Source organism: Thalassospira sp. CH_XMU1420-2 (assembly GCF_037029325.1).
Taxonomy (GTDB): Bacteria; Pseudomonadota; Alphaproteobacteria; order Rhodospirillales; family Thalassospiraceae; genus Thalassospira; species Thalassospira povalilytica.
In genome coordinates, this window is record NZ_JAYMEG010000003.1 from 351293 (window position 1) to 377433 (window position 26141).

21 protein-coding genes are annotated in these 26141 nt (G+C 55.1%); 13 read left to right on the forward strand and 8 right to left on the reverse strand.

The genetic code is table 11. The annotated features are described in order from the left end of the window. The first annotated feature begins 90 nt into the window (after positions 1 to 90). Entirely contained in the window at positions 91 to 342 is a 252-nt protein-coding gene (locus WA429_RS11305) for a sulfurtransferase TusA family protein (RefSeq protein ID WP_068519323.1), read from the forward strand. Positions 343 to 422: 80 nt separating this feature from the next. After that, complete coding sequence (locus WA429_RS11310) at positions 423 to 923, forward strand: GNAT family N-acetyltransferase (RefSeq protein WP_287466117.1); 501 nt, start codon at positions 423 to 425, stop codon at positions 921 to 923. A gap of 51 nt (positions 924 to 974) precedes the next feature. On the opposite strand, the gene WA429_RS11315 is transcribed toward WA429_RS11310, so the two are convergent. The 4 genes from WA429_RS11315 to WA429_RS11330 form a co-directional block, all read right to left on the reverse strand. Beyond that, complete coding sequence (locus WA429_RS11315) at positions 975 to 2351, reverse strand: DUF2336 domain-containing protein (RefSeq protein WP_287466119.1); 1377 nt, start codon at positions 2349 to 2351, stop codon at positions 975 to 977. 12 nt (positions 2352 to 2363) lie between these two features. Further along, positions 2364 to 4112 (reverse strand): bifunctional diguanylate cyclase/phosphodiesterase, encoded by a 1749-nt coding sequence (locus WA429_RS11320; RefSeq protein ID WP_287466120.1) that lies wholly within the window; start codon positions 4110 to 4112, stop codon positions 2364 to 2366. Next, positions 4109 to 5992 carry an EAL domain-containing protein gene (locus WA429_RS11325; protein WP_287466122.1) on the reverse strand — a complete coding sequence of 628 codons (1884 nt, stop codon included), beginning with the start codon at positions 5990 to 5992 and terminating at the stop codon, positions 4109 to 4111. Before WA429_RS11325 ends, WA429_RS11320 begins: the two co-directional genes overlap by 4 nt. A 215-nt stretch (positions 5993 to 6207) precedes the next feature. After that, a complete protein-coding gene (locus tag WA429_RS11330; RefSeq protein ID WP_287466124.1) occupies positions 6208 to 6876 on the reverse strand; it encodes a GGDEF domain-containing protein in 669 nt (222 codons plus the stop codon). A 173-nt stretch (positions 6877 to 7049) separates the two neighbouring features. Between WA429_RS11330 and WA429_RS11335 the strand changes: the two genes are divergently transcribed. Beyond that, positions 7050 to 7358 carry a DUF5818 domain-containing protein gene (locus WA429_RS11335; RefSeq protein ID WP_068519328.1) on the forward strand — a complete coding sequence of 103 codons (309 nt, stop codon included), beginning with the start codon at positions 7050 to 7052 and terminating at the stop codon, positions 7356 to 7358. A gap of 59 nt (positions 7359 to 7417) precedes the next feature. Here WA429_RS11335 and WA429_RS11340 read toward each other — a convergent pair whose 3' ends face one another. The 3 genes from WA429_RS11340 to WA429_RS11350 form a co-directional block, all read right to left on the reverse strand. Further along, positions 7418 to 8257, reverse strand: coding sequence for an SPOR domain-containing protein (locus WA429_RS11340; protein ID WP_287466125.1), 840 nt, complete (start codon positions 8255 to 8257; stop codon positions 7418 to 7420). Between the two features lie 2 nt (positions 8258 to 8259). Further along, the gene (locus tag WA429_RS11345) at positions 8260 to 10644 is read right to left on the reverse strand and encodes a Lon protease family protein (protein ID WP_206927483.1); all 2385 of its coding nucleotides are present in this window, start codon (positions 10642 to 10644) and stop codon (positions 8260 to 8262) included. A 218-nt stretch (positions 10645 to 10862) separates the two neighbouring features. Continuing rightward, positions 10863 to 12320, reverse strand: a complete 1458-nt coding sequence (locus tag WA429_RS11350) for an aminotransferase-like domain-containing protein (RefSeq protein WP_287466128.1) — start codon at positions 12318 to 12320, stop codon at positions 10863 to 10865. A gap of 79 nt (positions 12321 to 12399) precedes the next feature. On the opposite strand from WA429_RS11350, the gene WA429_RS11355 reads away from it, so the two are divergent. From WA429_RS11355 to WA429_RS11400, 10 genes are all read left to right on the forward strand, one after another. Next, entirely contained in the window at positions 12400 to 12684 is a 285-nt protein-coding gene (locus WA429_RS11355; RefSeq protein ID WP_286884816.1) for a DUF1127 domain-containing protein, read from the forward strand. A 109-nt stretch (positions 12685 to 12793) separates the two neighbouring features. Next, the gene (locus WA429_RS11360) at positions 12794 to 13756 is read left to right on the forward strand and encodes a threonine dehydratase (RefSeq protein ID WP_068519333.1); all 963 of its coding nucleotides are present in this window, start codon (positions 12794 to 12796) and stop codon (positions 13754 to 13756) included. After that, positions 13753 to 15183, forward strand: a complete 1431-nt coding sequence (locus WA429_RS11365; protein WP_287466129.1) for a pyridoxal phosphate-dependent decarboxylase family protein — start codon at positions 13753 to 13755, stop codon at positions 15181 to 15183. Before WA429_RS11360 ends, WA429_RS11365 begins: the two co-directional genes overlap by 4 nt. A 66-nt stretch (positions 15184 to 15249) precedes the next feature. Continuing rightward, positions 15250 to 16077 carry a PhzF family phenazine biosynthesis protein gene (locus WA429_RS11370; RefSeq protein ID WP_287466131.1) on the forward strand — a complete coding sequence of 276 codons (828 nt, stop codon included), beginning with the start codon at positions 15250 to 15252 and terminating at the stop codon, positions 16075 to 16077. Between the two features lie 272 nt (positions 16078 to 16349). Next, positions 16350 to 18221, forward strand: a complete 1872-nt coding sequence (locus WA429_RS11375; RefSeq protein WP_287466132.1) for an SLC13 family permease — start codon at positions 16350 to 16352, stop codon at positions 18219 to 18221. 186 nt (positions 18222 to 18407) lie between these two features. Further along, the gene (locus tag WA429_RS11380; protein ID WP_287466134.1) at positions 18408 to 19598 is read left to right on the forward strand and encodes a phosphoserine transaminase; all 1191 of its coding nucleotides are present in this window, start codon (positions 18408 to 18410) and stop codon (positions 19596 to 19598) included. A 161-nt stretch (positions 19599 to 19759) separates the two neighbouring features. Next, entirely contained in the window at positions 19760 to 20926 is a 1167-nt protein-coding gene (locus WA429_RS11385) for an ATP phosphoribosyltransferase regulatory subunit (RefSeq protein ID WP_068519338.1), read from the forward strand. Positions 20927 to 20975: 49 nt separating this feature from the next. After that, entirely contained in the window at positions 20976 to 22271 is a 1296-nt protein-coding gene (locus WA429_RS11390) for an adenylosuccinate synthase (RefSeq protein ID WP_068519339.1), read from the forward strand. Between the two features lie 248 nt (positions 22272 to 22519). After that, positions 22520 to 24664, forward strand: a complete 2145-nt coding sequence (locus WA429_RS11395) for a protein kinase family protein (RefSeq protein ID WP_206927491.1) — start codon at positions 22520 to 22522, stop codon at positions 24662 to 24664. A 9-nt stretch (positions 24665 to 24673) separates the two neighbouring features. After that, positions 24674 to 25153, forward strand: a complete 480-nt coding sequence (locus WA429_RS11400) for a hypothetical protein (RefSeq protein ID WP_101246082.1) — start codon at positions 24674 to 24676, stop codon at positions 25151 to 25153. A gap of 108 nt (positions 25154 to 25261) precedes the next feature. Here the strand turns inward: WA429_RS11400 and rpoH are convergent, their stop codons facing one another. Next, positions 25262 to 26128: an RNA polymerase sigma factor RpoH gene (rpoH, locus tag WA429_RS11405; protein ID WP_287466136.1), complete on the reverse strand. Its 867-nt coding sequence runs from the start codon at positions 26126 to 26128 to the stop codon at positions 25262 to 25264. Positions 26129 to 26141 lie beyond the last annotated feature (13 nt).

Below are 26141 nucleotides of genomic sequence, written 5' to 3' on the forward strand. Positions count from 1 at the left end.
TTGTTTTTCAGTCTAACATATTGTGCAAATGCAACAATCGCCAATTGGCGCTATATCAGACCGATTTCCGATTTTTTTATAAGGTCGTTCATGTCGTCATCTTCAAGTGATAAATTTGATCTAATTCTCGATGCACGAGGATTGATTTGTCCCATGCCAGTGCTTAAGGCGAAGAAATCCCTGCGTGATGTGCCGGACGGGGGCGTTTTGAAAGTCCTGGCAACGGATCCCGGATCCGTTGCGGATATGAAGTCTTTTTGTGAAATGACCGGCAATCGTCTGATTTCTTCGGATCAGGAAGACGATGTCTTTATCTATTTCATTGAAAAAACGGTTTCCTGACAATGGGGTGATGGTATTGCCACCAAGCGCCACGTTCACATGCCACACCTGATTTACCCTGCCTTTTGAAAGAAATATCGATGACCAGGACTTCCAGCGATCTGGAATGGATTGTTTGCCATTTTGACGCGATGACGCCCCACCAGGTTCACAGTCTGCTGCAATTGCGTCAGCAGATTTTTATCATCGAACAGGACTGCATTTTTCCTGAAATTGATGGCCTTGATCCGCTCTGCACCCATCTTCTGGCTGTTGACAAGGCCACAAACGGGCGTGACGTTCTGGCCGCAGCACGCATTGTTGCGCCCGGTGTTGATCCGGGACATGCCGAACAGGGCGACCGTCCAGCCATCGGGCGGGTGGTCACAAGCGAAAAACTGCGCGGGCAGGGGATCGGGCGTACCCTTATGGCCCGTGCGATCGATGTTTGCGCGCAGGAATTCGGGGGCAAGCCGATCTATCTGAATGCGCAGCTTTACCTGAAGTCATTCTATCAAAGTCTTGGATTTGTTCAGTTTGGCAACGTCTATGAAGAAGACGGCATTCCCCATATCTGTATGGAACGCCCGGTCACGGACTAGGCGTCCCGATAATCAGATTATATGGAAATCAGCACCCGCAACGGGGTGATGTTAGCGCAGCCCGGTGGTCGCCATACCGGTAAAGAATTCAAGCTGCCAGTTCATGTCATCTTCGCTTAGCGGGTATTGGTTGCCGTTGCGTGGATTAAGGGTCTGGCTTGGCGGTACGTGACCAAGCTTGACCTGAATCTTCACCGCAAGATCAGCCGGCAGGCCGGCCTTCCATGCCAGTGAAACGACACCCTTTGCCGAATGTGTATTCAGAACCTTGGTTACGGCTTCTGGCGGAATACCGGCCAGAACCGCAAGCGATGCGCGGGCAAATTTGACGTCATTGGCCGCAAGGGCCTTGGCGACTTCCTTATCGGTCAGTTTTTTCTTTGCATGAAGGGCAAGGGCCTTTTCAAAGGCCGGTTCGCCGTCTTCTTCTGCTTCTTCGTTTGACGCGGCGTCGCTCGCAGAAGCCGGTTGGGCTTTTTCGCCTTTTTTGTTTTTGACCGATGGTGCGTTTTCGGCGGCGTCGTCGCGTTTTTCAAACTCGCCAGATGCGATACGGCGTTGAACCACTTCGCGAACGGCTTCAAGCTGATCTTTTTTAAGGTCCTTGCGCCGTTCCAGAACGCTGATCAGGTTTTCGGCGACAAATCGGGCAAGTTTCCCGGCTGCGGTCGGCGGCAGTTTCGGACGGTTGACCAGCGGCTGGTGCCATTCCGGATAATCCGGTGCACGGTCAATCAGCTGATCGAGCGTTTCTTCACGGATTTGTGCGGATTTGTTGCCAAGAAGGTGCGAAATCGCATCCTTGTCGCTGCTTGCAGCAATGGCATCGGCAAGCTTTTCGCCGACATTGCGCCGACGTGACACAAAGCTGAGCGCCCCGCGACCAGAACTGCCTTCAATAATTTCCAGAAGATCTTCTTCGGTCAGGACCGGGGAATACTGAAGGACAGGTCCGCAAACGACGCTTTCGGCATCGCGGGCAAGCTGCTGAATGATTGGTTGCGGGGCTTCGGCAATATCCTTGAGCGTCTCGGAAATGACCTGACGGACATGCACGGCCTGGTCACGTGCGAGCTTGTCGAGCGCCTCATAGGTCATGCGGCGCAATTTGTCGGTTTCGTTGGGGGTCAGACCCGCCGAAAGATGGGCGATTTTTTCAGCAAGGCTGCCACGGACGCTGTCATCGACGTCATCGGTCAGAAGGACATCGGCCTGAATCGGCGTTGCTTCGTTGGCCGCAATGTGACGACGCACCGAGGAATCATTATCAGATGCCAGGAAATACAGGATTTCGGGCCGGGTGTCATGGCGCTGGGCAAGTTTGCCGCGCACATTGGCATCCGGGCTGGCGGCCATTTCCTTGGCTTCGTCATAGGTGATCGGGGTTTCGCGCCGCTTGGTGAATACCCGCTGTAAAAATCCCTTCATCGGGCATTCCTCCTAATCTTCGATCTTTGCCGGCTCTTCCGAGCCGGGTGCGGCAGCGATGCCAAAGCGACCTTTTCCATGTTTCTTGACCTGATACATGGTTTGATCTGCGCGTTGTACAAGTTGCTGCAGGTTTTCTTTCGAACCTGGTTCATGAACAGCAATCCCGACCGATATTCCAAGCGGGTGATCCTTGTCGCCCGAATACTGGCCAAGGATCGCGCTTTCCTTCATCAACAGCCGTGCGCGTCCTGAAGCCGCGGAGACATCGGCACCTTCGAGCCACAGTACGAATTCGTCCCCGCCAAGACGGGCAATCAGATCGGCGGGGCGGACATTGTCCTGAAGAACACGGGTCAGGGCGAGGATGGCCTCGTCACCGGTCTGGTGACCGTGGATATCATTGACCATCTTGAAGTTGTCCATATCGACATACATCAAGGCAGCCGGGGCGCGTTCACGCTGAAGACGGCTGTGGCGTCGTTTGAGTTCCTCGAAGAATGCGCGACGGTTCAAAAGCCCGGTCATCCCATCGGTCCGTGACAGGGTCAGGATGCGTTCATGCTGGATGGCCTGTTCAATGGCAATGCCGACCTGATCGGATACTTCGGTCATGATGGCACGTTCGCCGTCAGTCGGTTCGGGGTGATCGGCGGAAAACAGGAAAATCACGGCGCCGTTGTTGCGCTGATGATAGTGGCAGCGCAGGGCATGAATACGATACTGGCCCATATGGGCATCAAAGGTATCGGTCGAATTTTGCAACTGGCTTAAGGCCTGTTTTGCAATGTGGCTGGCTTCGGGGTTTTCGTCGCCTGCTGCAATTTCAAGTTCATCTGTTTCATCATTGCGTTTGAAAATGATGCAGTTTGAACAGGCAAGGGCACGCGTGCTGGCCTCGGACGCGCCCTTAAGAACCAGAAGCGGATCGATTTCATCACGCATGGTCCGCACGATATAGGTCATGAGGCGGTCGCGGTTTCGCGCTGTTGCGACTTCGCTTTCGCGGCGGCGCTGTTCGGTAATGTCATGGGCAAGCCCGCGCGTCCCGGTCCAGCGTCCATCGCGCGAATAAACCGGGGTCGAGGATACCGAAAGACAGGCATCCTTGCCGTTGGACCGGCGGAACCAGACCGGAACATCGCGCACGGCCTTTTGGCTGCGAAACACATGCTCGCTGTCCTGATCGGCGGTATCGAGAAGAAAGTTTTGCGGAAACCGTCCGACGATATCATCGGCACGGTATCCCAGCGCACCGCGCGGCGACACGAAAATGAATTTCCCCGTGTCGTCGGTTTCCCATGCAAAGGCCGATGATACTTCGACAATGTCGCGGTATCGCTGGCGCGAATCAATCAATGCTTCGCGAAGGTTGCGATCCATACTGACATCACGCGGCAGGATCATCACCTGATTGTTGGTGGTCGGAAGGGCGGTCAGTTCGAGCGTCGCAGTGCCGCGCTGTACTTCAAATGTCATCATTTCGACGACCCCGCCCGGCGTGGTCAGGGTACGGCGGATCAACTGATAGATTTCAGGGAACAGCCCGTCACGGATGCCTTTGGCAAAGCCGACAGCATTTTTGTTGGCAAAAAGCGGCACACCATGTGAATCCATCACAATGACCGGTGCCTCGGCCTGTGCCATCACCTTGGGATCAAGGGTAAACACATCCGCATCATATCTGGTTAGATCATCTTGCGGGTCGGTTGCAGCGGTTCTGGCATCAACGGGGGCATCAACAGGATGGCGCGGCGTCATAGGCTTCCTCCTGTTGCAGTCGAAATGTTCAAATCATTTTCTCCGGCGTCGGTATCGCACTTGCCCGACTGCAGTTTTTCAAAACACGCTTTGCTGCTGATCGTAACGGGCGGGCCAAGGTGATAGCCTTGACCATAGTCAATGCCCAGATCACGGACCATCTCATAGCTGGCCTGATCATGGATCATTTCGGCGATGGTGTGGATGCCAAGATCATTGCAAAGAAGGGCCGTCGCCTTAAGGAAAGCACGTCCTTTGGGATTGGCAAGGGCGGTGCGCATGGCTCCGCCATCAAATTTAATGATATCGACGTCAAGCGCGCTCAGATATTCAAAGTTCGCAGCCCCGGCACCAAAATCATCAAGACAGATTTCATGGCCGCGTTCGCGCAGCACCTGCAAGCCGTTATTGACGTCATCAAGGGCACGAATGCGCGATGTTTCGGTTACTTCAAACAGCACCCGGTGCGGCGCGATGTCATAACGATCCAGCAATTCCGCCAGAGCCGGAAGGAAGCCCGCCTGTTCAAGTGAATGGCCCGAAAGGTTGACGGCAACCGGATGGGGGATGTTTTGTGCATTGTCGCGCAGATGATCAAGAACCTTGCCGCACATCGCCAGATCAAATTCGGTAATCAGGCCGGTGCCCTCGGCAAAATGGATGATCTGGTCAACCGCAAGTGGGCTGTTGCCAATGTTGAAGCGTGCAAGGGCCTCAAAATGATGCATTTCCTGACTGCGCAAATGGACAATCGGTTGCAGGGCGACGGCAAATGACCCGTTTTCGACAATTTCCCGAAAAGCGCGCACCGATTTCAGCGTTTCATTGATCAGATGCGGCAGGCTAGCCGAAAGACGCGCGGCAGTGACATCGTTCTGTGCCTTGCGCTGCATGCGATTAAGCGCATAGGCAACCGCGCGGGTAAGGTTGGTATCGCGATCATTTTCGTCATTGTCGGTATCGAAATGATGAATGTTGCGTGCACTTTCATAATCGCTGCCAAACAGGTCATTGGCGTTCTTTTGCCGGCTCGTCTTTTCGCCAGAACCGGGATTGTTGGTCAGGGATGCCAGTCCGCCACCGGCCGGAGCAGATGTCTCTTCCTGCGTCCCGCCGGTCACCGGTTCTTCAAGATCGGCACGAAGCGCACTGGCATAGGCAACAATCCGCCGTTCAAGTTCAATCATCGGCTCGTCAACCGGATGAATTTTTGCCGACCGGCCGGGGGCAACAAGGTCCGATGCACTTAGTGATGACAGCCGTTTGGCCCCGATGCCGATCAGGCGTGCCAGTTCATTGGTCGCCGCTGTTTCCGCCTGTGATCGCGATGCCGCAAGGTTTTCAAGAACCACCAGTGCTTCGCTGTGATACGACCCGGCATCCTTGTTGCTGAGAAGGGCGGTTTGCCGCGTTTCGGCCTGCTGATTCTGGCGGATGACCGCGTTTTGCAAAATGATGCGGTCAATCCCTGATCGTGCACGGGGACGAATGGCGCGATGACGGGCGGCGATGTAATAGCGGCTTGACGGATCGGCGATCATATAACCGCTTAGCGACAGCGGAACCGCTTCCTGAACGGGTTGATCATCGGCTTCGCAAAGCTGGAAATCCAGATCAAGTTCTTCAAGGCGTTTGAGCCCGTTGCTTGTATGCAGATAGGCACGCAGGAGCGGGCGTTCCGATTTGACGACAATTTTTTCAAGTGCCTCGCCAATCAGCCGGTCCGGCGTGCAGCCCAAAAGACTTTCGGTTGCACCGGCGACAAACAGGATATAGCCGTTTTCATCCACTTCCAGCAGCATGTCGGCCCAGCAAAACGCCATGGCGGCCAAAAGGTCCTGGTCATTTGTTTCCGCAGAATAGCTGGTGCTGTCTGTCATTTGTGAACCGTCATTCTCAAGCCGCCTGATCATTCTTGTTGCAGCATTTGCCGCCATTATCAGATAGCGATCTTACTAAGGATATGAAGGATTTGCACTTCATAAGCCAAAAAAAACGGGCAGCCACAAAAGATTGCCCCGATAGCGGGAAAAATCGGTCCCCGAGACAGCTGTAAAGTCGTGAAAAGACTGGAAAGAATGCAACAAGGCGCGGCTTAGGCCGCGTCGTTGTCTTTTTTGGACGGAATGGCTTTTTCACGTGCGGCATGCTTCTGGACATACATCGCCTGATCGGCGGCGCGAATCAGGTCCGAAATGTCACTTTTGGCATTATAAACCGTGTAGCCAAAGCTTGCCTTGATCGCCAATGCCTTTCCCTGCCAGATCAGCGGGAATCGCACGGTTGCCTGTTGAAGCTGTGCAATGCGTTTCTGGGCAGCTTCCGGGCTGCTTCCGGTCATCAGAATGGCGAATTCATCCCCGCCAAACCGTGCGACAAAGTCATCGGAACGGGTATGGGTGCGCAGATTCTGTCCGAAATGGCGCAAAACAGCATCACCGGCGGCATGACCATGTTCGTCATTGATTTCCTTGAATCCGTCAAGATCGGCAATCACCATCAGGCCGCGTTCGGCAGTGCGTGCCGCGCGTGCCAATGCTTCGCGGGTACGCCGCATGAAACCACGGCGGTTATAAAGGCCGGTCAACTCGTCGGTTTCGACCATCAGTTCAAGTTGACGAATGCGGTTCTGCTGCTGGTCCAGGCGGTTTTGCATATCACGCGCCAGATCAACAAGAGTCGACAGAGCATTACTTTGCTCGGTAACCTCACTGGCGCGATTGTTAATCGCGGTCTGCTGCTGAAAATCAGCGGCAAGTTCCATGAGCAATTCTATCTGCGACTTTTCCATGTGCCGTCTTGTAATCAATGACATTGGATGGTGAAACCCTTAAAAGGATGTCTATCGTTGTATCGTTGATCGCGTTACAAGAACCTTAACGTGGCACGAAAGAATTTGTGTCCAAAGAGAATCGTTCACGCACAGGAGAACGACCGATGCAAAACCGGTTGATGGTTGGGTTTACTAAGAAAATTGCGGTAATTGGCATTGCGCTGGCGCTGTCTGCATGCTCATTCCTGCAAAAAGATAATTTTACCGTTGTTGGTGAAATTACGGATCACGGCAACGAATGTGTGACTTTCCGTGCCGAAGATGGAACGCTTTATGCGCTTGCCAACAAGGCAAGCCGATTCCGTCCGGGGGACAAGGTCCGTGTAACCGGACATATGGCATTGATGACGACCTGTACCGAAGCAACGACCCTGATCGTTGACAAGATCGTCATGTTGTCGCCAGGAAACTGAGCCGCAAAAAAATCAGAATATTATGCCGACCATTGGTGCCTGCGATCGCTTTTGATCGCTCAGCGATGGGATGCAAAGCAATCGGTGCCGTCAGCTTTCAGCTGGCGGCATTGTTGTTTGGCGCCATCAAAGGTGGCAAAGCCGGTCAGTTGAAGCCGGTGATAAACCCCTTTGACGCCAAGATTGGCAGTGACGATCTGTTTGGTGTGCGATTTTGACAGGGTGGGGTAACGCACCAGGAAACTTGCCCAGTAACTTTCAGCTGAAATCGTGTCACGAAAAGCACCCAGCTGGATCAGATAACGCCCGTTTGGATCATGCTTTGCCGTTTCAGGCGGCGTCACGGTCGGTTGCGCGGCGCGTGTTGCAACAACCGTATCTGTAACCTGCTTTGCAGGAGCCGTCGTTGCTGTTTGGTGGCTGGTGGCCACAGGGGCGGGATTGGCGATGTTACTGGTTGCCGCCGGTGGTTTGGTCATGACGGTGTCGGGGGATGGCGTCGGCTTGTCGGGTATTTTGCGGACTGTCGCCGGGCGCGGTCTGCTTGGCGTTGTGCCGGTAAGTTCTTGATAATACTGATTGGCAAGTGACGGGATGTCCGCGTCATCAATGACGGTATCACTGGCCGGGATCGTTCCCGGAAGCAGGCTGAGCGGTTGATTACGCAAGACCGGTTGTGATGCATGGGCGGGGAGATCATTCGGGATGATGTCCGTCCCGGTTGGGAACTCGGTCATTTCGCTGGTTTGTGCTGCTACGTCGGAAATGACCGCGACATTCAAGGCCAGCAACGCAACCAGACCAATCAAAGAAAAAAGACCACCCCGCCGATCAAAATTGCCAGCAGCATGCGGCATGGCTGCCACATTGTCTGGCTGATCGTGGAGTGGTCCTTTCATTGTTACATCTCCGCGCGCGGGGGATAGGCATACCGGTCACGCAATATCTGGTCATTCCTGCGCAGACGTTCCATGGCTTTGCCATAGACGCTGTCTTCCGGATACTGGCTGTCCGGACGATCGCCGGATGGCATGCCGGTCAGAAGTTCGACCGCGTCATTGATGTGTTCGACAGTCCAGATATTGAACTTGCCCTGGCGGATTGCCTGAACGACTTCTTCGCGCAGGACCACATTTTCAGCATTGGCCTGCGGAATGATCACGCCTTGATCCCCGGTGAAGCCCTGATCGGCACAAATCCGATAGAACCCTTCGATCTTGTGCGAAATACCGCCAACCGGCTGCGCTTCGCCGAACTGGTTCATCGATCCGGTGATGCCGATATTCTGGCGCATCGGTACGTGCGAGATTGCCGATATGATGGCGCACAGTTCGGCCATAGAAGCCGAATCGCCTTCGATGCCGCCATAGTTCTGTTCGAACGTGACATTACAGGCAAAGGAAAGCGGGAAGTCCTGGGCAAAGCGCGATTTCAGGAAACCTTCAATCGTCATGACCGACTTCTGTTGCAGCGGACCGGACATATCGACCATGCGTTCGATATTGAGAACCCCGAGACTGCCGACATAAGACCGTGCCGACACACGGGCCGGAAGGCCAAACGCATGGTCGCCATAATCCAGGACGGTCAATGCATTGACCTGCCCAACAACCGCGCCATAGCTGTCAATCAGGATTTCACGGCGCTGAACCCGTTCGTGCGATTTGTCTTCCAGACGGGAATTACGGTGACGGCGTTCCTCAATGGCGCGTCTGACGTCGGCTGCACGGATGCTTTCGCGACCATCGGCCTTGGCAAGGGCGCCGGCCTCGATCGCGACATCTTCAACCCGTTCGATCTGGGCGGTCAGTTTGTCGCGTTCACCCGCCCAGCGCGCGGCCTGACCCAGAAGCTGGCGGATTGCACCGTTATCGACCGGAATGCCCGACCGGGCGAGGGCGGATTCGCGCAACAAGCCGGTATAGATCGATATGTTGCGGCCGGCGGCTGGCATATCCGCATCAATGTCGGCCTTGACCCTGAAATGGTTTCGAAAATCGACATCGAGTGAAAAGAACGTGTAATAGAATTTCGGCGCGCCAACGATCACGACCTTAAGATCAAGTGGGATCGGGCGCGGTTCGGGGGCACCGGCTGTCGGAGCGCCGCCCTTGTGGGTTTCCTCGATGCGGATTTCGCGGTCACGCAGGGCTGCCTTCAGGAACCCCCAGCATTCTTCATGTTCAAGCAGGCTTTCCGCACGCAGAACCAGAACGCCGCCATTGGCACGATGAAGCGCGCCCGGTTTGATCAGGCTGAAATGCGGATGCATGCCGCCGCCCATCGGGCGGTACTGAATTTGCCCGAAAAGATTGTCGTAGCTTGGGCTTGGCTCAAGAACGACATCGGGATGCGTATCGCGCGAATGGTCAATCAGAAGATTGACCGCATAGCGATCATCGACGGTTTCCGGGATCTTGCCATCGCCGCTTTCGATGGCGGGTTGATCGCTGGCTTCTTCGAACGCGTCGATATTATCAAGGATGTCTTTTTCAAGTGCTTCGAACCACGCCTTAAGACCCGGGCTTGTGAACTTGTCGCGCAGCTTTTTGATGCGCGGTTTCAAAACGACTTTGGCGGCACTGCGACGCAGGCTGTCGAGTGTATCGGCAATCTGTTCTTCAAGGTCGCGGGTCGAAAGAAGGGTTTTACGGGCTTCTTCGGCGACCTCTTCAAAGGCGTCTTCGGCCTCGTTTCGGCGTTCCTTGGGGATTTCATCAAGGGATACCGGTTCGCCGTCTTCGTTCAGGGCGACGATCATCACGCCTTTTTCGTTTTCCTGAACATCCAGTCCCCGTTCACGGGCATATTCACGCAGCGCATCGAATTTTTCGCGCAGCTGGGTACGGGCTTCTTCGGTCTGGGTCTGGGTTTCGGTCAGATGGGCCGGGGCGTTAAAGGCCGATGCAAATGCTTCGCGCAGATGGGAAATCAGGGTTTCCATCGCAGACAAAAGCTTGCGACCTTCACCCGCGGGCAGGGCATAGGGGCGCGGACGGTTGGTGCGCGAAAAGTTGTTCAGATAAACCCAGTCATCCGGGGCTGAACGTTCTTCCATGGCCTTGTTCAGATAATCAAGGGTCGCGGTCATGCGGCCCGCGCGATCCAGACCAAGAACAAAGATGTTAAAGCCCGGCTCGGACATGGAAAGTCCGAATTTCAGGGCCTCTGCGGCACGGTAGTGCGATGAAAAATCGAAGATTTTCGGATGCTGGTCTTTATGAGGGCTGCGAATACGGAAATGCGGAAAACCGCAATCTTCTGCGTCAAGGCGGGAAACTGGCATCTGCTGACTTTCTGCTGCCCAAGATAACAAATCATCGGGGCAATTTGCGCCCCGCAGCATATCTTGGAAGCAAGGCAATCACGTGGTCAAGCGTTGCGTGCGGAAATTGTTGAAATGGCGACAGGAAACCCGAAACCACCCGGCTGTTGCCGCGCGATAGTGCCGCCTGCAAACGTCATCAAAGCCATGTTGATGGAACAAGATCCGGTGTCCGGGCCCTAGATCACGGCAGCATTGCCGAAGTCGCTGCTTTTGAGCAGCCGGTCGACAATCTGTACGCCGCGGCGCAACCGTTCGGCGGATCGTTCAGCCCCGAAACACAAACGCAACCCGCGCGGCACATGACCAACGGAAAACTGTTGGGCTGCGGTCAAAAGAACACCGCTATTGGCGGCATTCATGACCAGTTCACCCGGATCAATATGATCGGGCAGTTCAAGCCAGATATGATAGTTGGTCGGGTGGAAGCGGACGTCATATCCCTTAAGGGTTCCAAGAATGACCGCCAGACGCTGGGCGGCTTCATTGCGGTGCCAGGCTTCGTATTGGGCAAGGCTGCCATCCATGATCATGCGGGTGACCAGTTCCAGATTGATGGTCGATACCATCCAGCAGGTCGATCGAATGGCGCTGGCCAGTTTGCCGATCATTTCGCCGGGTGCATGGATATAACCAACCCGCAAACCGCCGCCGATGCTTTTGGATACGCCATCAAGATAGATGCTGCGTTCCGGGGCAAAGCACGACAGGGGGGGCGGTGCGTCCGGATCAAGGAAATGGTAAATGCCGTCTTCAATCAGTGTCAGATCATATTTGCGCAGGATTTCGGCGATTTCGATCCGGCGTTGCTGATCCATGGTGCTGCACAGCGGATTATGCAGGGTCGGCATCAGGTAAATTGCGCGCGGACTTTGCGTGCGACAGATATTTTCAAGGGCCTCGGGAAGGATGCCCTGATCATCCATGGCGACACCGCGCAGGCGGAATTGCAGCAAATTGGCCAAACTGCGCAGGTTCGGATAGGTCAGTTCTTCGCATAAAACAAGATCGCCGGGACGAACTGTTGCCAGAAGCGATACGGTCATGCCGTGCTGGACACCCGCGGTCGGCAGGACGCGTTCGGGATTGTCATCAAGTCCAACCCGACCGGCGGCGTGGGCCATTGCTTCGCGCTGGTGGGCAACCCCGTATTCCGATTTATAGGACACCATATCGTCAATCGGCATGGTGCCGGCAATTTCAAGCAATGTCTGACGAATGTGACCTTCCTGCGGGGGCAGGGGGCAATTCATTCGAAAATTGATCGGCCCGGTGTCTTCGCTGTCATCAGCGGCACCATGGGCAAAGGCCGGTTTGCGGCCCATCTGGGCAAGGTTGTTGGTAAAGGCCATCGGGATGGGCGCAGTTGCGGCCATGTCGAGTTCGGACTGAATGTTATCAAGAACATAAGTCCCGCGTCCGACTTCGCCGGCGACAAGTCCCAATCTTTCCGCTTCGCGGTAGGACCGCGTAATCGTGCCGACTGTCACGCCCAGATGATAGGCAAGGTCGCGGTGGGTTGGCAGTCGGTCACCCGGTTTAAGGGAGCCATCCTTGACTGCTTCGCGAATGGCCTGCGCGATCTGTCGATAAACAGGACCGCCGGCTTCTGAAAGGTTGGGGAGCCACATTGTCATGGTGACAATGTTTAAATTGACACAATGACAATGTCAATGACAAAACAATATCGAGACAATTAACCGATAGGAGATGGAAATGGTAAATTGTAACGATACAATCCAGCTTCCCGATATTCATGTCACTGATCGCGCACTGACCAAGGGCAAGCAGGGCAACAAGCCTGTGACCTGGCGCGCGGCAATGGCTGGTATTGCAATCTCTGCTATCGAGTTTGTTGCACGTCTGCAATCGCGTGCGCGCAACCGTCATGCGATACAATTGCTTGACGATCATATGCTTAAGGATGTCGGGCTGTCGCGTGCAGACATTGACACCGAACTGTCGAAGCCATTCTGGAGCGGGTTACCACCGCGCGGCTAGCCACCCCGCGCGTGACGGAGGCGCGTGCTCCCATCGTGCCTCCGTCCGGTTCCGGGATCGATGTTCGGGTCAATTGTCTTTATCTGTCGAATTCAGGGATACAATGTGAATGTTCAGTCTGACCGAATTGCGTGATGCGGCCGCATTTGTTCATAATTTTGTTGCGCCGACCCCGACAATCCATTGGCCGCTTCTTGATCGGGCGACGGGATTGTCCCTGTATGTCAAACATGAAAACCATACCCGCCTGGGCGCGTTTAAAATTCGCGGTGGTTTGACCTTTTGCCGGTATCTGGGGCGGCTGCCGGATACTGCACGCGGTATTGTTTCGGCAACGCGGGGCAATCACGGACAAAGTCTTGCCCATGCGGCCAGTCGTTTCGGAATGGCGGCAACCATTGTCGTTCCGCACGGCAATTCTGTTGAAAAGAATGCGGCCATGCGCGCCTGGGGTGCCGAGGTGATCGAGCATGGCGACGATTTTCAGGCCGCAGCAGAATTTGCACATAGCTATGCCACAAGCGAAGGGGCGGTCATGGTTCCGCCTTTCCATCCGGAACTTGTGCGTGGTGTCGCTTCCTATGGTCTGGAATTGTTTGACGATATCAAGGGACTTGATCGCGTTTACGTTCCCGTCGGAATGGGATCGGGGATCTGTTCGCTGATTGCGGTGCGCGATGCGTTGGGCCTTGATACGGAAATTGTCGGGGTGGTTGCCTGTGGCGCAGATGCCGTGCGTCAGTCTTTTCTGGCCGGAAAGGTGATCAATACACCCGTTGCTGATACATTTGCCGATGGTGTGGCGTGTCGAAGCCCCGACCCCAGGGTGATTGAAATCATCACAAAGGGCGCAGCCGACATTGTTGCCGTCAGTGATGATCAGATCGCAGATGCCATGCGTCTTTATTTCAGTTGCTGTCACACGCTGGCCGAGGGGGCCGGTGCAGTGCCGCTGGCCGCGGCAATTGCCGAACGTGATCGCAATATTGGCAAAAAAGTCGCCCTTGTCCTGACCGGGGCCAATATCGATCGGGCCGACTTTGCCCGCATCCTTTCGGGAGACGAAAGATGACCTATCGTTCAAATCGTGCGCCACTCAGCCCCACTGAGGACGCGCGTCATCTCATGTTTGATGACCTTGAAAAGCTTGGCCGTATCCTGGTGGAAACCGGTGATGTTGCCCATGGCTTTATTCAGGGGGCGGATGACATGGATGTGACCTGTCGCGATTTCTCTGCTTTTGACCCCTCGCGCCCCTTATCAAGGCAGGGAAGCGGCACGCTTGATGCGTTGCGGGCAGCCAAGGAAGAAATTCTGCCGCTGCTCGCCGCATCAATCGGACCCCGTTATCTTGGATTTGTTACCGGCGGTACCACCCCGGCGGCCCTTGTCGGTGACTGGCTGGCATCCGCGGTCGATCAGAATGCGACCGGCCCGGAAGGATCGGTCAATGCCGCCGTCGAGGAACAGGTCATCAACTGGCTGTGTGATATCGGCAATCTGCCCCGAGACCGGTTTGATGGTGTGCTGACCACCGGGGCAACGGTTTCCAATCTTTTGGGATTGGTTACGGCCCGGCAATGGTGCGGCGTGCAGGTCGGTGTCAATATTGATGCGGATGGTGCGTCGGTTTTGCCCGATCTTGCGATCTTTGCGGCAAGTCCGCATGCGAGCATGATCAAGGACCTGTCGATAACCGGGATTGGTCGAAACAGTTTTATCAAGGTCGCCACACTCCCGGGGACCGAGGAAACCGACCTTTCTGACCTTAGGGCAAAGCTTGAAGCCAGCGACGCGCGCGCAAAGATTGTCATTGCCTCGGCGGGGACCGTCAATGCCACTGATTTTGATGACTTGAATGCGATTGCCGATTTGTGTGCGGCATTTGGGGCATGGTTGCATGTTGATGCCGCATTCGGTTTCTTTGCCGCACTTGATGATCGTAGGGCACATTTTCTGTCCGGTTTGGACCGTGCGGATTCCATAACGTCCGACGGGCATAAATGGCTGAATGTGCCCTATGATTGCGGGATATTCCTGACGCGGCATATTTCGGTATTGGAAACCTGCTGCCGTGCCTTTGCGCCGTATCTTGAGACCAAGGCAATCGGCAACAGCTATATCAATCGCGGCGTCGAAAATTCCCGGCGGTTTCGGGCCTTGCCGCTTTGGATGACGATGATGGCCTATGGCCTTGACGGAATGGCGGCGGTCATCCGGGCCAATTGCGATCAGGCGGCCGATCTGGCCATGTGGGTGCGCACGCATGAAAAACTTGAGTTGCTGCGCGAACCGAAACTCAATGTCACGATGTTCGCATCCGTTGGCAGCGATGATGATAATCGTGCCTTGCTTGACCGGATCAATGCGGGCGCGAAGACCTTTTTGACACCGACGATTTATGGCGGGCGGTTCGGGTTCCGCGCGGCCTTTTCAAACTGGCGGACGCAGGATCACGATCTTGCCATCGTCAAGCAAGCAATCGAGATGGCTCTTTGATCCGAATTTCTCTAGGTTCGGATAGCATGAAAAAAGCAGAACTTTCCGTCTTCAGGATACCAAGATATGACCACCCAGACTTTGCCGATCTATCAGATTGATGCCTTTACCGACATGCTGTTTGCCGGCAACCCGGCGGCGGTTGTTCCCTTGTCGGGTTGGCTTGCCGATGATGTTTTGCAGAAAATCGCCATGGAAAACAATCTGTCGGAAACCGCATTCTTTGTTCCGTGTGATGACAAGGATGAAGCCGATTTTCACATCCGCTGGTTTACCCCGGCGGTGGAGGTGCCGCTTTGCGGGCATGCAACCCTTGCCAGCGCGTTTGTGATTTTCAACCATCTTGGTTTCAAGTCGGATTTGCTCAAACTGCAAAGCAAAAGCGGTATTTTGACGGCCCGGCGCGATCATGATGCCATCGTCCTCGACTTTCCCAAACAACCGATCAAGGCCAATGAAATTCCGCAAGAAGTTCTGACGGCACTTGGCGGTGCCAAACCGGTTGAATCTTATGTCGTTGCCAGCCGTGATACCGACATTGTTGCCGTCTATGACAATGCAAAAATCGTGCGGGACATGGCGCCCGATATGTCGGTGCTTGGCCGCCTGACCGGACGCGGGGTGATCGTGACGGCACCGGGGGACAAGACCGGGCTTGATATGATTTCACGCTTTTTCGTGCCGGCGATCGGGATCAATGAGGACCCGGTGACGGGCTATATGCATTGTGTGGTGGCCCCTTATTGGTCGGACAAGCTTGGCCAGGCTGATGTCGTCGGATATCAGGCATCGGCACGCGGCGGGGTTGTTGCATGCAAGGTTGCGGGCGACCGGGTCGAGCTGAAGGGCGAGGCCGTCCTGTATCTTAAGGGTGAAATTGTTGTGCCGGCGTAAAATGCGGCATTCAGTTTCAAGGCACGGGGCGGGCAACAGGATTGTTGTCCGCTTTTTGTTTGCGAAAACCATATGGAAAACGGCCGTTTTTCATTGGACGGTTCGTACCGATTAATCCGCATTGAACCGCCGCGACGCAGTTTTTTTATTGACCGGCCCATAGGGCTTTCGTCTAAGTAAAGGCAAAATACGATGAATGCGGGCATGGCGCAGGGATAAAATTCCGTGCCTGAAACCGCAAAGGGTGCTGGTTTTACAGGGGTAGATTTATCGTGATCGAAAGTGTTGTCGCCAGTTCTGCGACGCCAATGCAGATGTGGGTGGTCCTGGCACTTGTTGCCGGGTCGCTTGTCCTGTACGGGCTTGAGCGCATTTCGCTTGAACTGACCAGCATGGCGCTGATTGCGACCCTGTTGCTGTTTTTCGAATTCTTCCCGTTGCTTGACGGCAATGGTGAAAACCTGCTGGGTGCGGACACGATTATGTCCGGCTTTGCCAACCCGGCATTATTGACGGTTCTGTCCCTGCTTGTTGTCGGGCAGGGGATGGTACTTACCGGTGGTGTCAGTTATATCGCCGGCCTGATCACCGAACATGGCGGCAAGAACGCAGCCGTTGCGATTTTTATCGGCCTGTTCGTGGTTATGCTGATGTCGGCATTCCTGAACAATACGCCGGTTGTTGTTATCTTTATCCCGATCATTCAGGCCCTGGCAGAGCGGATTGAACGTTCGCCAAGTGCGCTTATGATCCCGCTTTCCTATGCCGCCATTCTGGGCGGGATGACCACCCTGATCGGTTCGTCAACCAACCTTCTGGTTTCCAGCTCCCTGATCGAACTGGGCATGCCGGGGCTGGAATTCTTTGAATTCACGACGGTTGGCAGTGTCTTGGCGATTACCGGTTTTATCTATGTTCTGTTCATTGCGCCGCGCCTTTTGCCGGCCCTGGCATCGATGCGCAGCAAGCTTGCCAATCCGGACAGCAGCGGCAAACAGTTCATTGCCCAGATCACGGTCGGCCCGGCATCGCAAATGATCGGAACCCGTCCGGTTGCAGGCTTCTTCAAAAACCTGCCCAACATCACCATTCAAATGATCGTGCGTCGCGAACATGCCGAATTGCCGCCATTTGAAAGTGATATGGAAATTCAGGCGGGCGATGTTCTGGTCGTCGCTGCGACCCGAAAGGCCCTGACTGAGGCCCTTCAGAAGGACCCGGGGCTTCTGCATGCCGATGCTGCTGCCGTCAGTGGCGATGGCGAGGAAACGCCACAGAAATCGACCCAGCTTCTGGCCGAAGTGATGTTGCCGCCCGGTTCGCGTCTGATCGGGTTTAACCTTGAACAGATCGGTTTCCGCTATCAGTACAAATGTCTTGTTCTGGGCATTCAGCGCCGTTCGCGCATGATCCGTACCCAAATGACGGAAATCCGCCTTGAGGCCGGGGACGTCTTGCTGGTGCAGGGGCGTTCCGAAGATGTCGAGGCACTTCGTACCATTCGTGATGTGGTGTTGCTGGAATGGTCGACGCGCACCTTGCCGCGTCCGTTCCATGCTCGCCGCGCAGCAACCATTTTCCTTGGTGTGATTGCGCTTGCCGCGACCGGCATTGTTCCGATCATGGTTTCAAGCTTCATTGGTGCGGGGCTTATGATTGCATCCGGGGCGCTCAATTTGCGGCAGGCATCGCGCGCGATTGATCGCAAGATCGTGCTGCTGGTTGCAGCAGCATTGGCGTTGGGCAATGCGTTGCAATTGACTGGTGGGGCGGAATTCGTTGCCGATCAGTTGTTGACGGTGACACGCGGGGCCCCGGCACCGGTCATCCTGTCATTGTTCTTCCTGATTGTTGCGGCCTTTACCAATGTATTGTCGAACAATGCCTGTGCGGTTCTGTTTACGCCGATTGGAATCGGTATGGCCCAGCAACTTGGCGTGCCACCGCATGTCTTTGCAATTGCGGTGGTGATGGCCGCGAACTGTTCGTTTGCGTCGCCCGTTGGCTATCAAACCAACCTGCTTGTCATGGGGCCGGGGCATTACCGGTTTATCGATTTCCTTAAGGCCGGAACGCCGTTGATTGTGTTGTTGTGGATTGCATTCAGCCTGTTTGCGCCGTGGTATTACGACATCCCGTTTTGATCGGGTTTTGATCCCGTACGGGCAATCAGCCCATGATGATTTTCAGATAATGGCCAGCCATGCAAAATTGGCTGGCTTGTCTGTGTCGAAGGCGTTTGACTTTTGCCTTTGTGTCAATAGGATCAGCCCCCTAATTTGATCGGGAATGATCCGGCCGGATCGTTCCCGCTGCTCAGGAATATGCCGATGACCCAGACTGCCGAGAATACCGCTTTCGCAAAGCCCGCACTTCGCCCTGCAAGCCCGAACTTTTCGTCGGGTCCGTGCAAAAAGCGTCCGGGCTGGTCTGCATCTGCACTTGAAACGGAAATTCTTGGTCGTTCCCATCGCTCCAAACTGGGCAAACAGCGTCTTGAAGAAGTCATTGACCGTTCGCGCGCCGTTCTGAACCTGCCTGATGACTATCTGTTGGGCGTTGTTCCGGCATCCGATACCGGTGCGGTCGAGATGGCGCTTTGGTCGCTTTTGGGCGCGCGTGGTGTCGATATGCTGGCGTGGGAAAGTTTCGGCGCGACCTGGGTCACGGATGTGGTCAAGCAGCTTAAACTTGATGATGTCCGCACCCTTGATGCCGATTATGGCAAGCTGCCCGATCTTGGTTCTGTCGATTTTGATCGTGATGTTGTCTTTACCTGGAATGGCACGACCGCCGGTGTGCGTGTTCCAAATGGGGACTGGATCGCCGATGACCGCAAGGGCCTGACCATTTGTGATGCAACATCGGCGATTTTTGCCATGGAATTGCCGTGGGACAAGCTCGATGTCGTGACCTATAGCTGGCAGAAGGTTCTGGGCGGCGAGGGCGGTCATGGTGTGATCATCCTGAGCCCGCGGGCCGTTGCGCGCCTTGAAAGCCATACGCCGGCATGGCCGATGCCCAAAATCTTCCGCATGACCAAGGGTGGCAAGCTGATTGATGGCATTTTCCGCGGTGAAACGATCAATACTCCGTCGATGCTGGTTGTCGAAGATGCGATCGACGCCCTGAAATGGGCAGAAGACATTGGTGGCCTTGATGGTCTGTTGGCGCGTACCCGCGAAAACCGCGCCTATCTTGACGCCTGGCTTGCGACCAGTGACTGGGCTGCCGATCTTGCCGAAGACCCGGCAACCGCATCAAACACATCGATGTGCATCAAGATTGTCGATCCCTGGGCACTGGCATTGCCCGCAGATCAGCAGGCAGCACTTCCGAAAAAGATTTCCCAGCTGCTTGAAGCGGAAAATGTCGCCCTTGATATCAATGGCTATCGCGACGCGCCGGCTGGCCTGCGAATTTGGGGTGGTGCGACCGTGGAACCAAGCGATACCAAAGCACTTTTGCCGTGGCTTGATTGGGCTTATGCGGTGGTAAAAGCCGAATTTTCCGCTGCCTGAGAAACATTTCGTACGTATTATTTGCGTTTTTGGGGTTTTCCCCGTTGCCCTGTCCGGCACAACGCGGTAGTAACCGCTACCGGATAGTGAGCCTTGAGTAATCCTTGGGGCATTATCGAGCCTGATTGAATTTGCGCGCCTCGTCCGGGAAAGCACACAAAATGACCGAACTCGCCAGGAAAGCACTTTTGCCCGCCGGCCTGCAGGATGTCCTGCCGGGAACCGCTGCGCGGGAAGCCGAAATCCGCGAAAAGCTGATGGCCAGTCTGGCACATGCAGGCTATGACCGTGTGAAAACGCCGCTGGTCGAGTTTGAAGAAAGCCTGCTCGAAGGGGCAGCACCGGAACTGGCAACCCAGACCTTCCGTCTTATGGATCCTGAATCGCGCCGCATGATGGGGCTGCGTTCTGACATGACCCCGCAGGTCGGTCGTATTGCCGCCACCCGTCTTGGCGATGCGCCGCGGCCGTTGCGTTTGTCCTATTCCGGGGATGTGTTGCGGATCAAGGGATCGCACCTGCGCCCGGAACGTCAGTTCGCACAGGTTGGTGCGGAACTTATTGGCGTTTCGAGTGCCGCAGCCGATACCGAGATTGTTCTGCTGGCGCTTGAAGCACTTGAAACCATTGGTCTTGCCGATGTCTCGGTTGACCTGAACCTGCCGACATTGCCCGTACGCCTGTTTGATGCATTCGGTGTGTCGCGTGATGATCGCGAAGCCCTGACCGAGGCGCTTGAACGCCGCGATGTTGCGGCCCTTCGCGTGATGGATGGCAAGGTTACCGATGTGCTTGTTGCCTTGCTTGAGGCGGCCGGTCCGGCGACAACGGCGTTGCCAAAGCTTAAAAAGCTCGAACTGCCGTTGGGCGCATCCGAGGAGCTTTATCGTCTGATCGATGTTGCGGAACGCATTCTGGCATCCGATCTTGATGCAGCCCTGACCATTGATCCGGTTGAAATGGCCGGTTTCCGTTATCAGACCGGTGTCAGCTTTACCCTGTTTGCCCGCAATGTCCGTGGTGAGATCGGGCGTGGCGGCCGTTACCGGGCCGGTGGCGCATCGGGTGAAGCAGCGACCGGCATGTCGCTTTATATGGATAGTATTTTGCGTGGACTTCCGGATGCGAAACCGGTGGAACGGGTTTACCTTCCGCTTGGCACCCCGCAGCGAGAAGCCCGCAAATTGCGTGCCGAAGGCCATTACACGGTTGCTGCCCTTGAAGGTGCCGCCGAGGCCAAAACAGAAGACGGTGCGCGCGTCGAAGCGCGCCGCATGGGCTGTGATTACATTTATCTTGGCGGCCAGGTCGTGCCGCTGAACGCTTAGGGTCTGGACCCTAACTGAACGAACTTTTTATCGCGCAAGGAGTTTTGCGATGACCAATGTTGCCGTGATCGGTTCCCAGTGGGGGGACGAAGGTAAAGGCAAGATCGTCGACTGGCTGTCCGAACGGGCCGATGTCGTTGTGCGTTTCCAGGGTGGTCATAACGCCGGTCATACTTTGGTGATCGATGGCGTGACCTATAAACTCAGCCTGCTGCCGTCCGGCATTGTTCGCCAGAACAAGCTGTCTGTAATCGGCAACGGCGTTGTTGTTGATCCTTGGGCGTTGCTTGCCGAAATCGGCCGCCTGAAAGAGCAGGGCGTGGATATCACCCCGGAAAACCTGCGTCTGGCGGAAAACGCCTGCCTGATCCTGCCGCTGCATGGCAATCTGGATCGTGCACGCGAAGCAGCGGCATCGGGTGACAACAAGATCGGCACCACCGGTCGCGGTATCGGCCCGGCTTATGAAGACCGTGTTGGTCGTCGTGCGATCCGCGTTGGTGATCTGGCTGATGTTGATCTGCTTGAGGCAAAGGTTGAAAACCTTCTGACCCACCATAATGCGCTTCTGCGTGGTCTTGGTCAGCCGGAAGTCGACGGGGCAGAGCTTCTTGCCCAGCTTAAGGAAATCGCGCCGAAAATCCTGCCGTTCTCTGACACCGTCTGGAAATCGCTGAACCAGTTCAAGGAAGCTGGCAAGCGCATTCTGTTTGAAGGTGCCCAGGGCACGATGCTTGACATTGATCACGGTACTTATCCGTTCGTGACCTCGTCAAATACGGTATCTGGTCAGGCCGCTGCCGGTTCCGGCATGGGCCCGTCCGGTGTTGGTTATGTTCTTGGTATCACCAAGGCCTATACCACCCGTGTCGGCGAAGGTCCGTTCCCGTCCGAACTGTTTGACGCCGATGGCGAACGTCTTGGCGAACGTGGCCGTGAATTTGGCGTTGTGACCGGTCGTAAACGCCGTTGTGGCTGGTTTGATGCCGCCCTGGTGCGCCAGTCGGTCAAAGTCAACGGCATCACCGGTATCGCTCTGACCAAGCTTGACGTGCTTGACGGTTTTGATGAAATCAAGATCTGCACCGGCTATGACATTGACGGAAAGATCTATGATCATCTTCCGGCCAACCAGCGTCTTCAGGCCAAGGCAAAGCCGGTTTATGAAACCATCGAGGGCTGGTCTGAAACGACCATGGGTGCGCGCAGCTGGGCCGATCTTCCGGCAGCAGCCATCAAATATGTTCGCCGCATCGAAGAACTGATCGAAGCGCCGGTGGCATTGCTGTCAACCAGCCCGGAACGTGATGACACCATTCTGGTTCACGACCCGTTCAGCGCCTGATACAGGGTTTGTGCATCGCACAGCAAAAGCCACCAGTTCCGACTGGTGGCTTTTTTCGTTTTGTCTGAATGTGTTGTCGCATGCAGACCCGGTGTGCCGGTCTTATAACAGCTTGCTCGTGTGGCGTATCAGAAGTATCGTTTTATCAACCTTTTGACGGTAGCGTACTGGATGTCGCGTCAGGATGACGGTTCATCAGATCATGCGCGTCATCAAATAACGATAACTCGTAAAGAAATATCGGGATCATGGCAGAGCAAGCAGAAGACCAGGAACAGGAAGTTTCGAGCGGTGCTGCGCGAGAACCAGTGATGGATGCGCCGGGCGGCGGTGCGCCTGCGCCCGAAGAACCCGATGATGCCAATCCCGAAGCCGGTCCGGAAAATGTCGAGTTTTCAACCGGCGGCAAAAGCATCGAAATCGGCAATTTCCGGGTTTTTCTTGATCTGCGTATGCCGGAATTTGATATGGGCCCGTGCAAGGCCTATTCCGCTGATAATTTGCGCCGCGATGAAGGCAGTGCGTTTGCGGTTGTTGCCGATCCGGCCTTGCCAACCCGTCAGGAACATATCAACTTTCTGACCGGTATGCATATGGCAGGTCAGATTGACCTGCTTGACAGCGAGATTGCCTATTGGCCGCCATTCGGGCGCAACACCATGGTGTTGTTCTATGAAAAGCCCGCTGGCGGTCGTGTCGTCACTGGTGAAAGCAAAAAGGCGACCATCGACGAACACGAAATCGGCACAGTGGTCATCGAACCGCTTATGGGTGTGTTGCAGTCTTTTGGCGAAAAAAATCTGGCACATCGCAATATTCGTGCTGGCAACCTGTTTTATGCCGACCCGTTGCGCCAGAAAGTCGTTCTGGGGGATTGTGCTGCGACACCGCCGGGCTATGCCCAGCCGCTTGTCTATGAAACAACCGCCAGAATGAGCGCCGATGCCGCAGGTCGCGGATCGGGTACCATCATGGACGATCTGTATGCCCTGGGCATGACATTGGCGGAACTCGGGATCGGTCACCGACCGCTCAGCAAACTGGGCGATCAGGAGATCATGGATCTCAAACTGGCAAAGGGATCGTTTCAGGCAATTGCATCACAGGAAAGATTGCCACTGGTTCTGATCGAGCCAGTTCGCGGATTGCTTTGTGATGATCCCGAAGAACGCTGGGGCTTTGCCGAACTGAATGCATGGCTGGACGGTCGCCGGACCAAGCCGGTGCAGGCCAATAGCGAAAAACGCGCCGCACGATCCCAGAACCTGTCGGGGCGTGATTACTATACGGTGCGTTCCCTTGCCCAAGGAATGGCAAAGAACTGGGTCAGTGCACTTGCGCCATTGCGCGACGGCACGATCGAGATTTGGCTGCGGCGCGGTCTTGGCGACAATGATCGGGCCAAGGCCCTTGCAGATGCCATGCGGCAGTTGCAATGGGCAGGCGCGGACAAACGTGCGGCCGAGGATGTTCTGGTCGCGCGTGCTATCCTGATCATGGATCATCAGGGACCAGTCCGGTTCAAGGGCTTTTCGGCCATGGTCGATGGTCTTGGATATATGTTGTCCTATGACGTGCAGCATGGACGTGGCCCACAGAGATTTGCCGATGTGATCGTCCGCGATATCCCGGCTTACTGGTTTGGCCGCCAGGAAGGCTTCAGCCCGGAAATTCAAAAGCTTCAGCAGGTATATAAAAACCTGCGCTATTACGTTCAGCAACAAAGTGCAGGTTATGGCTATGAGCGTTGTCTTTACGCGCTTGTGCGTAACCAGCATTGCCTGAGCCCGATGATCGAACAGGAATATGTTGTTGAAATTTCGCAACTTCTTCCGGCGCTCGAAAAGGCAGCGGAAAGTGCGTCTGAAGACAGCTGGCCGGTGGATCGCCATATTGCTGCTTTCATCGCCACCCGTCTTGAAGATGATATCGAAGGCCAGTTGATGGCCATGCAAAACCCGTCTGACGAGGTCGAATACAGCCGCGCCATCATCAGTATGCTGGCGATTGTGCAATGGCGTCACGGACCGGACAATTTGCAAAATCTGTCGCACTGGGTGGCGCGGCTTATGGAACCGGCCATCAAGGTATTCCACAGCAAGGCGCGTCGGGAACGGGTTGAAACCGAAATCCCGAAACTGGCAAAGCGCGGCAATCTGGTGGAGCTTTACAACCTGATCAATGATGAACAGGAACGCCGCAAGGATCAATCCGAATTTGTCGAGGCCGTGGCTGAATATTCCGAAGCCGAAAGCGAGGTTTTCGACCTTGAATCTTCGGGGCCGGCACGATTGGAGCTTGCGGAAAAAGTCGGTCAGCAGGCCGCAGCATTCGCATCAACCATGATCGCGCTGCTGACGGTATCGGCACTGTTCTTGATGCATATCTTTTAAGGGATCGACATGGCAAAAGGTAAAAGCACCAAAAAGGGCGGCCGCAGCGCATTTTCCGGTTTGTCCGTGGTTGCATCTGCTGTGCTGCTATTCATGGTCGCCCTGCCGACCTTTGTGACATTGGTGGTCGGCTTGTTGCCGTCGCTGGTTGCGTTCATTTTTGATCGCAGCCCGGGTCGGACCATGGCGCGCTGTGTGTTTGGTCTGAATTTTTCCGGTGTCGCACCCTATATCCTTGAACTGTGGCAAGTGCCGTCGCAAACAGTGGGCGGTGCGACCCAGCAGATCTTTCAGCCACTGGCATTATCAATCATGTACGGGGCGGCGGGCCTTGGCTGGTTGCTGTATCTTGCGATGCCCCCGATCGTTGCCAATGTGCTTAATCTTTCTGCCCAGCGCCGGGTAGGGGAGCTTCGCAAAAAGCAGCGTGCCCTGATCAAAACCTGGGGCGACAGTCTGATCAAGGAAGTCGACCGGTCCGGGAACTGATCATGCCATGATGTTTTGATCCGATTTACATCATCGATGACATAAAAAACGGCGGACAATTTGTCCGCCGTAGTTCGTTGCAAGGGGGAAGAGGGCTGGTAAACACCCTTAGTGTGGCAGATCGCTGTGGATCGATTTGCGGACTTTTTCAAAGGCCCGGACTTCGATCTGCCGGATGCGTTCGCGTGAAATACCATAGGCGACACTGAGGTTTTCCAGAGTAACCGGACTTTCAAGCAGGCGACGCTGGGTCAGAATGTCACGCTCGCGATCGTTAAGATGCGACATGGCACTTTTAAGCATATTCATCCGTTGCAGGAATTCTTCACGTTTGCCGTAAAGGGTTTCCTGGTCTTCGTCGTCGCTTTCGATCCAGTCGACCCATTCACCATCGCCGTCAACACGGACAGGTGCATTGAGCGAATGATCAGGACCGGCAAGGCGACGGTTCATCATAATCACGTCATCTTCGGAAACATTCAGCTTGGTCGCGATGAGTTCGACCTGTTCTGGTAACAGATCCCCTTCATCAATCGCCTGCATCTGGCTTTTGAGTTTGCGAAGATTAAAGAACAATTTCTTCTGCGCGGCCGTGGTGCCCATTTTCACAAGCGACCAGGAATGCAGGATGTATTCCTGAATGGCTGCGCGGATCCACCACATGGCGTAGGTTGCAAGCCGGAAACCCTTGTCAGGGTCAAAACGTTTGACAGATTGCAGCAGGCCCACGTTGCCTTCGGATATCAATTCATTCAAAGGCAGACCATAGCCGCGATAGCTCATGGCAATCTTGGCAACCAGTCGCAGATGGCTTGTAATCAGTTTTTCCGCCGACTTGTCACAATCGCTGTCGCGGAAATTGCATGCGTACGTCGTTTCCTGTTCGGGGGTAAGCATCGGGTAACGTCGGATACGCTGCAAATATACAGTCAGACCATCCTGAGAGATTACTGGCAGAGCATTTCCCTGTTTCATTGAAGCCTCCCGT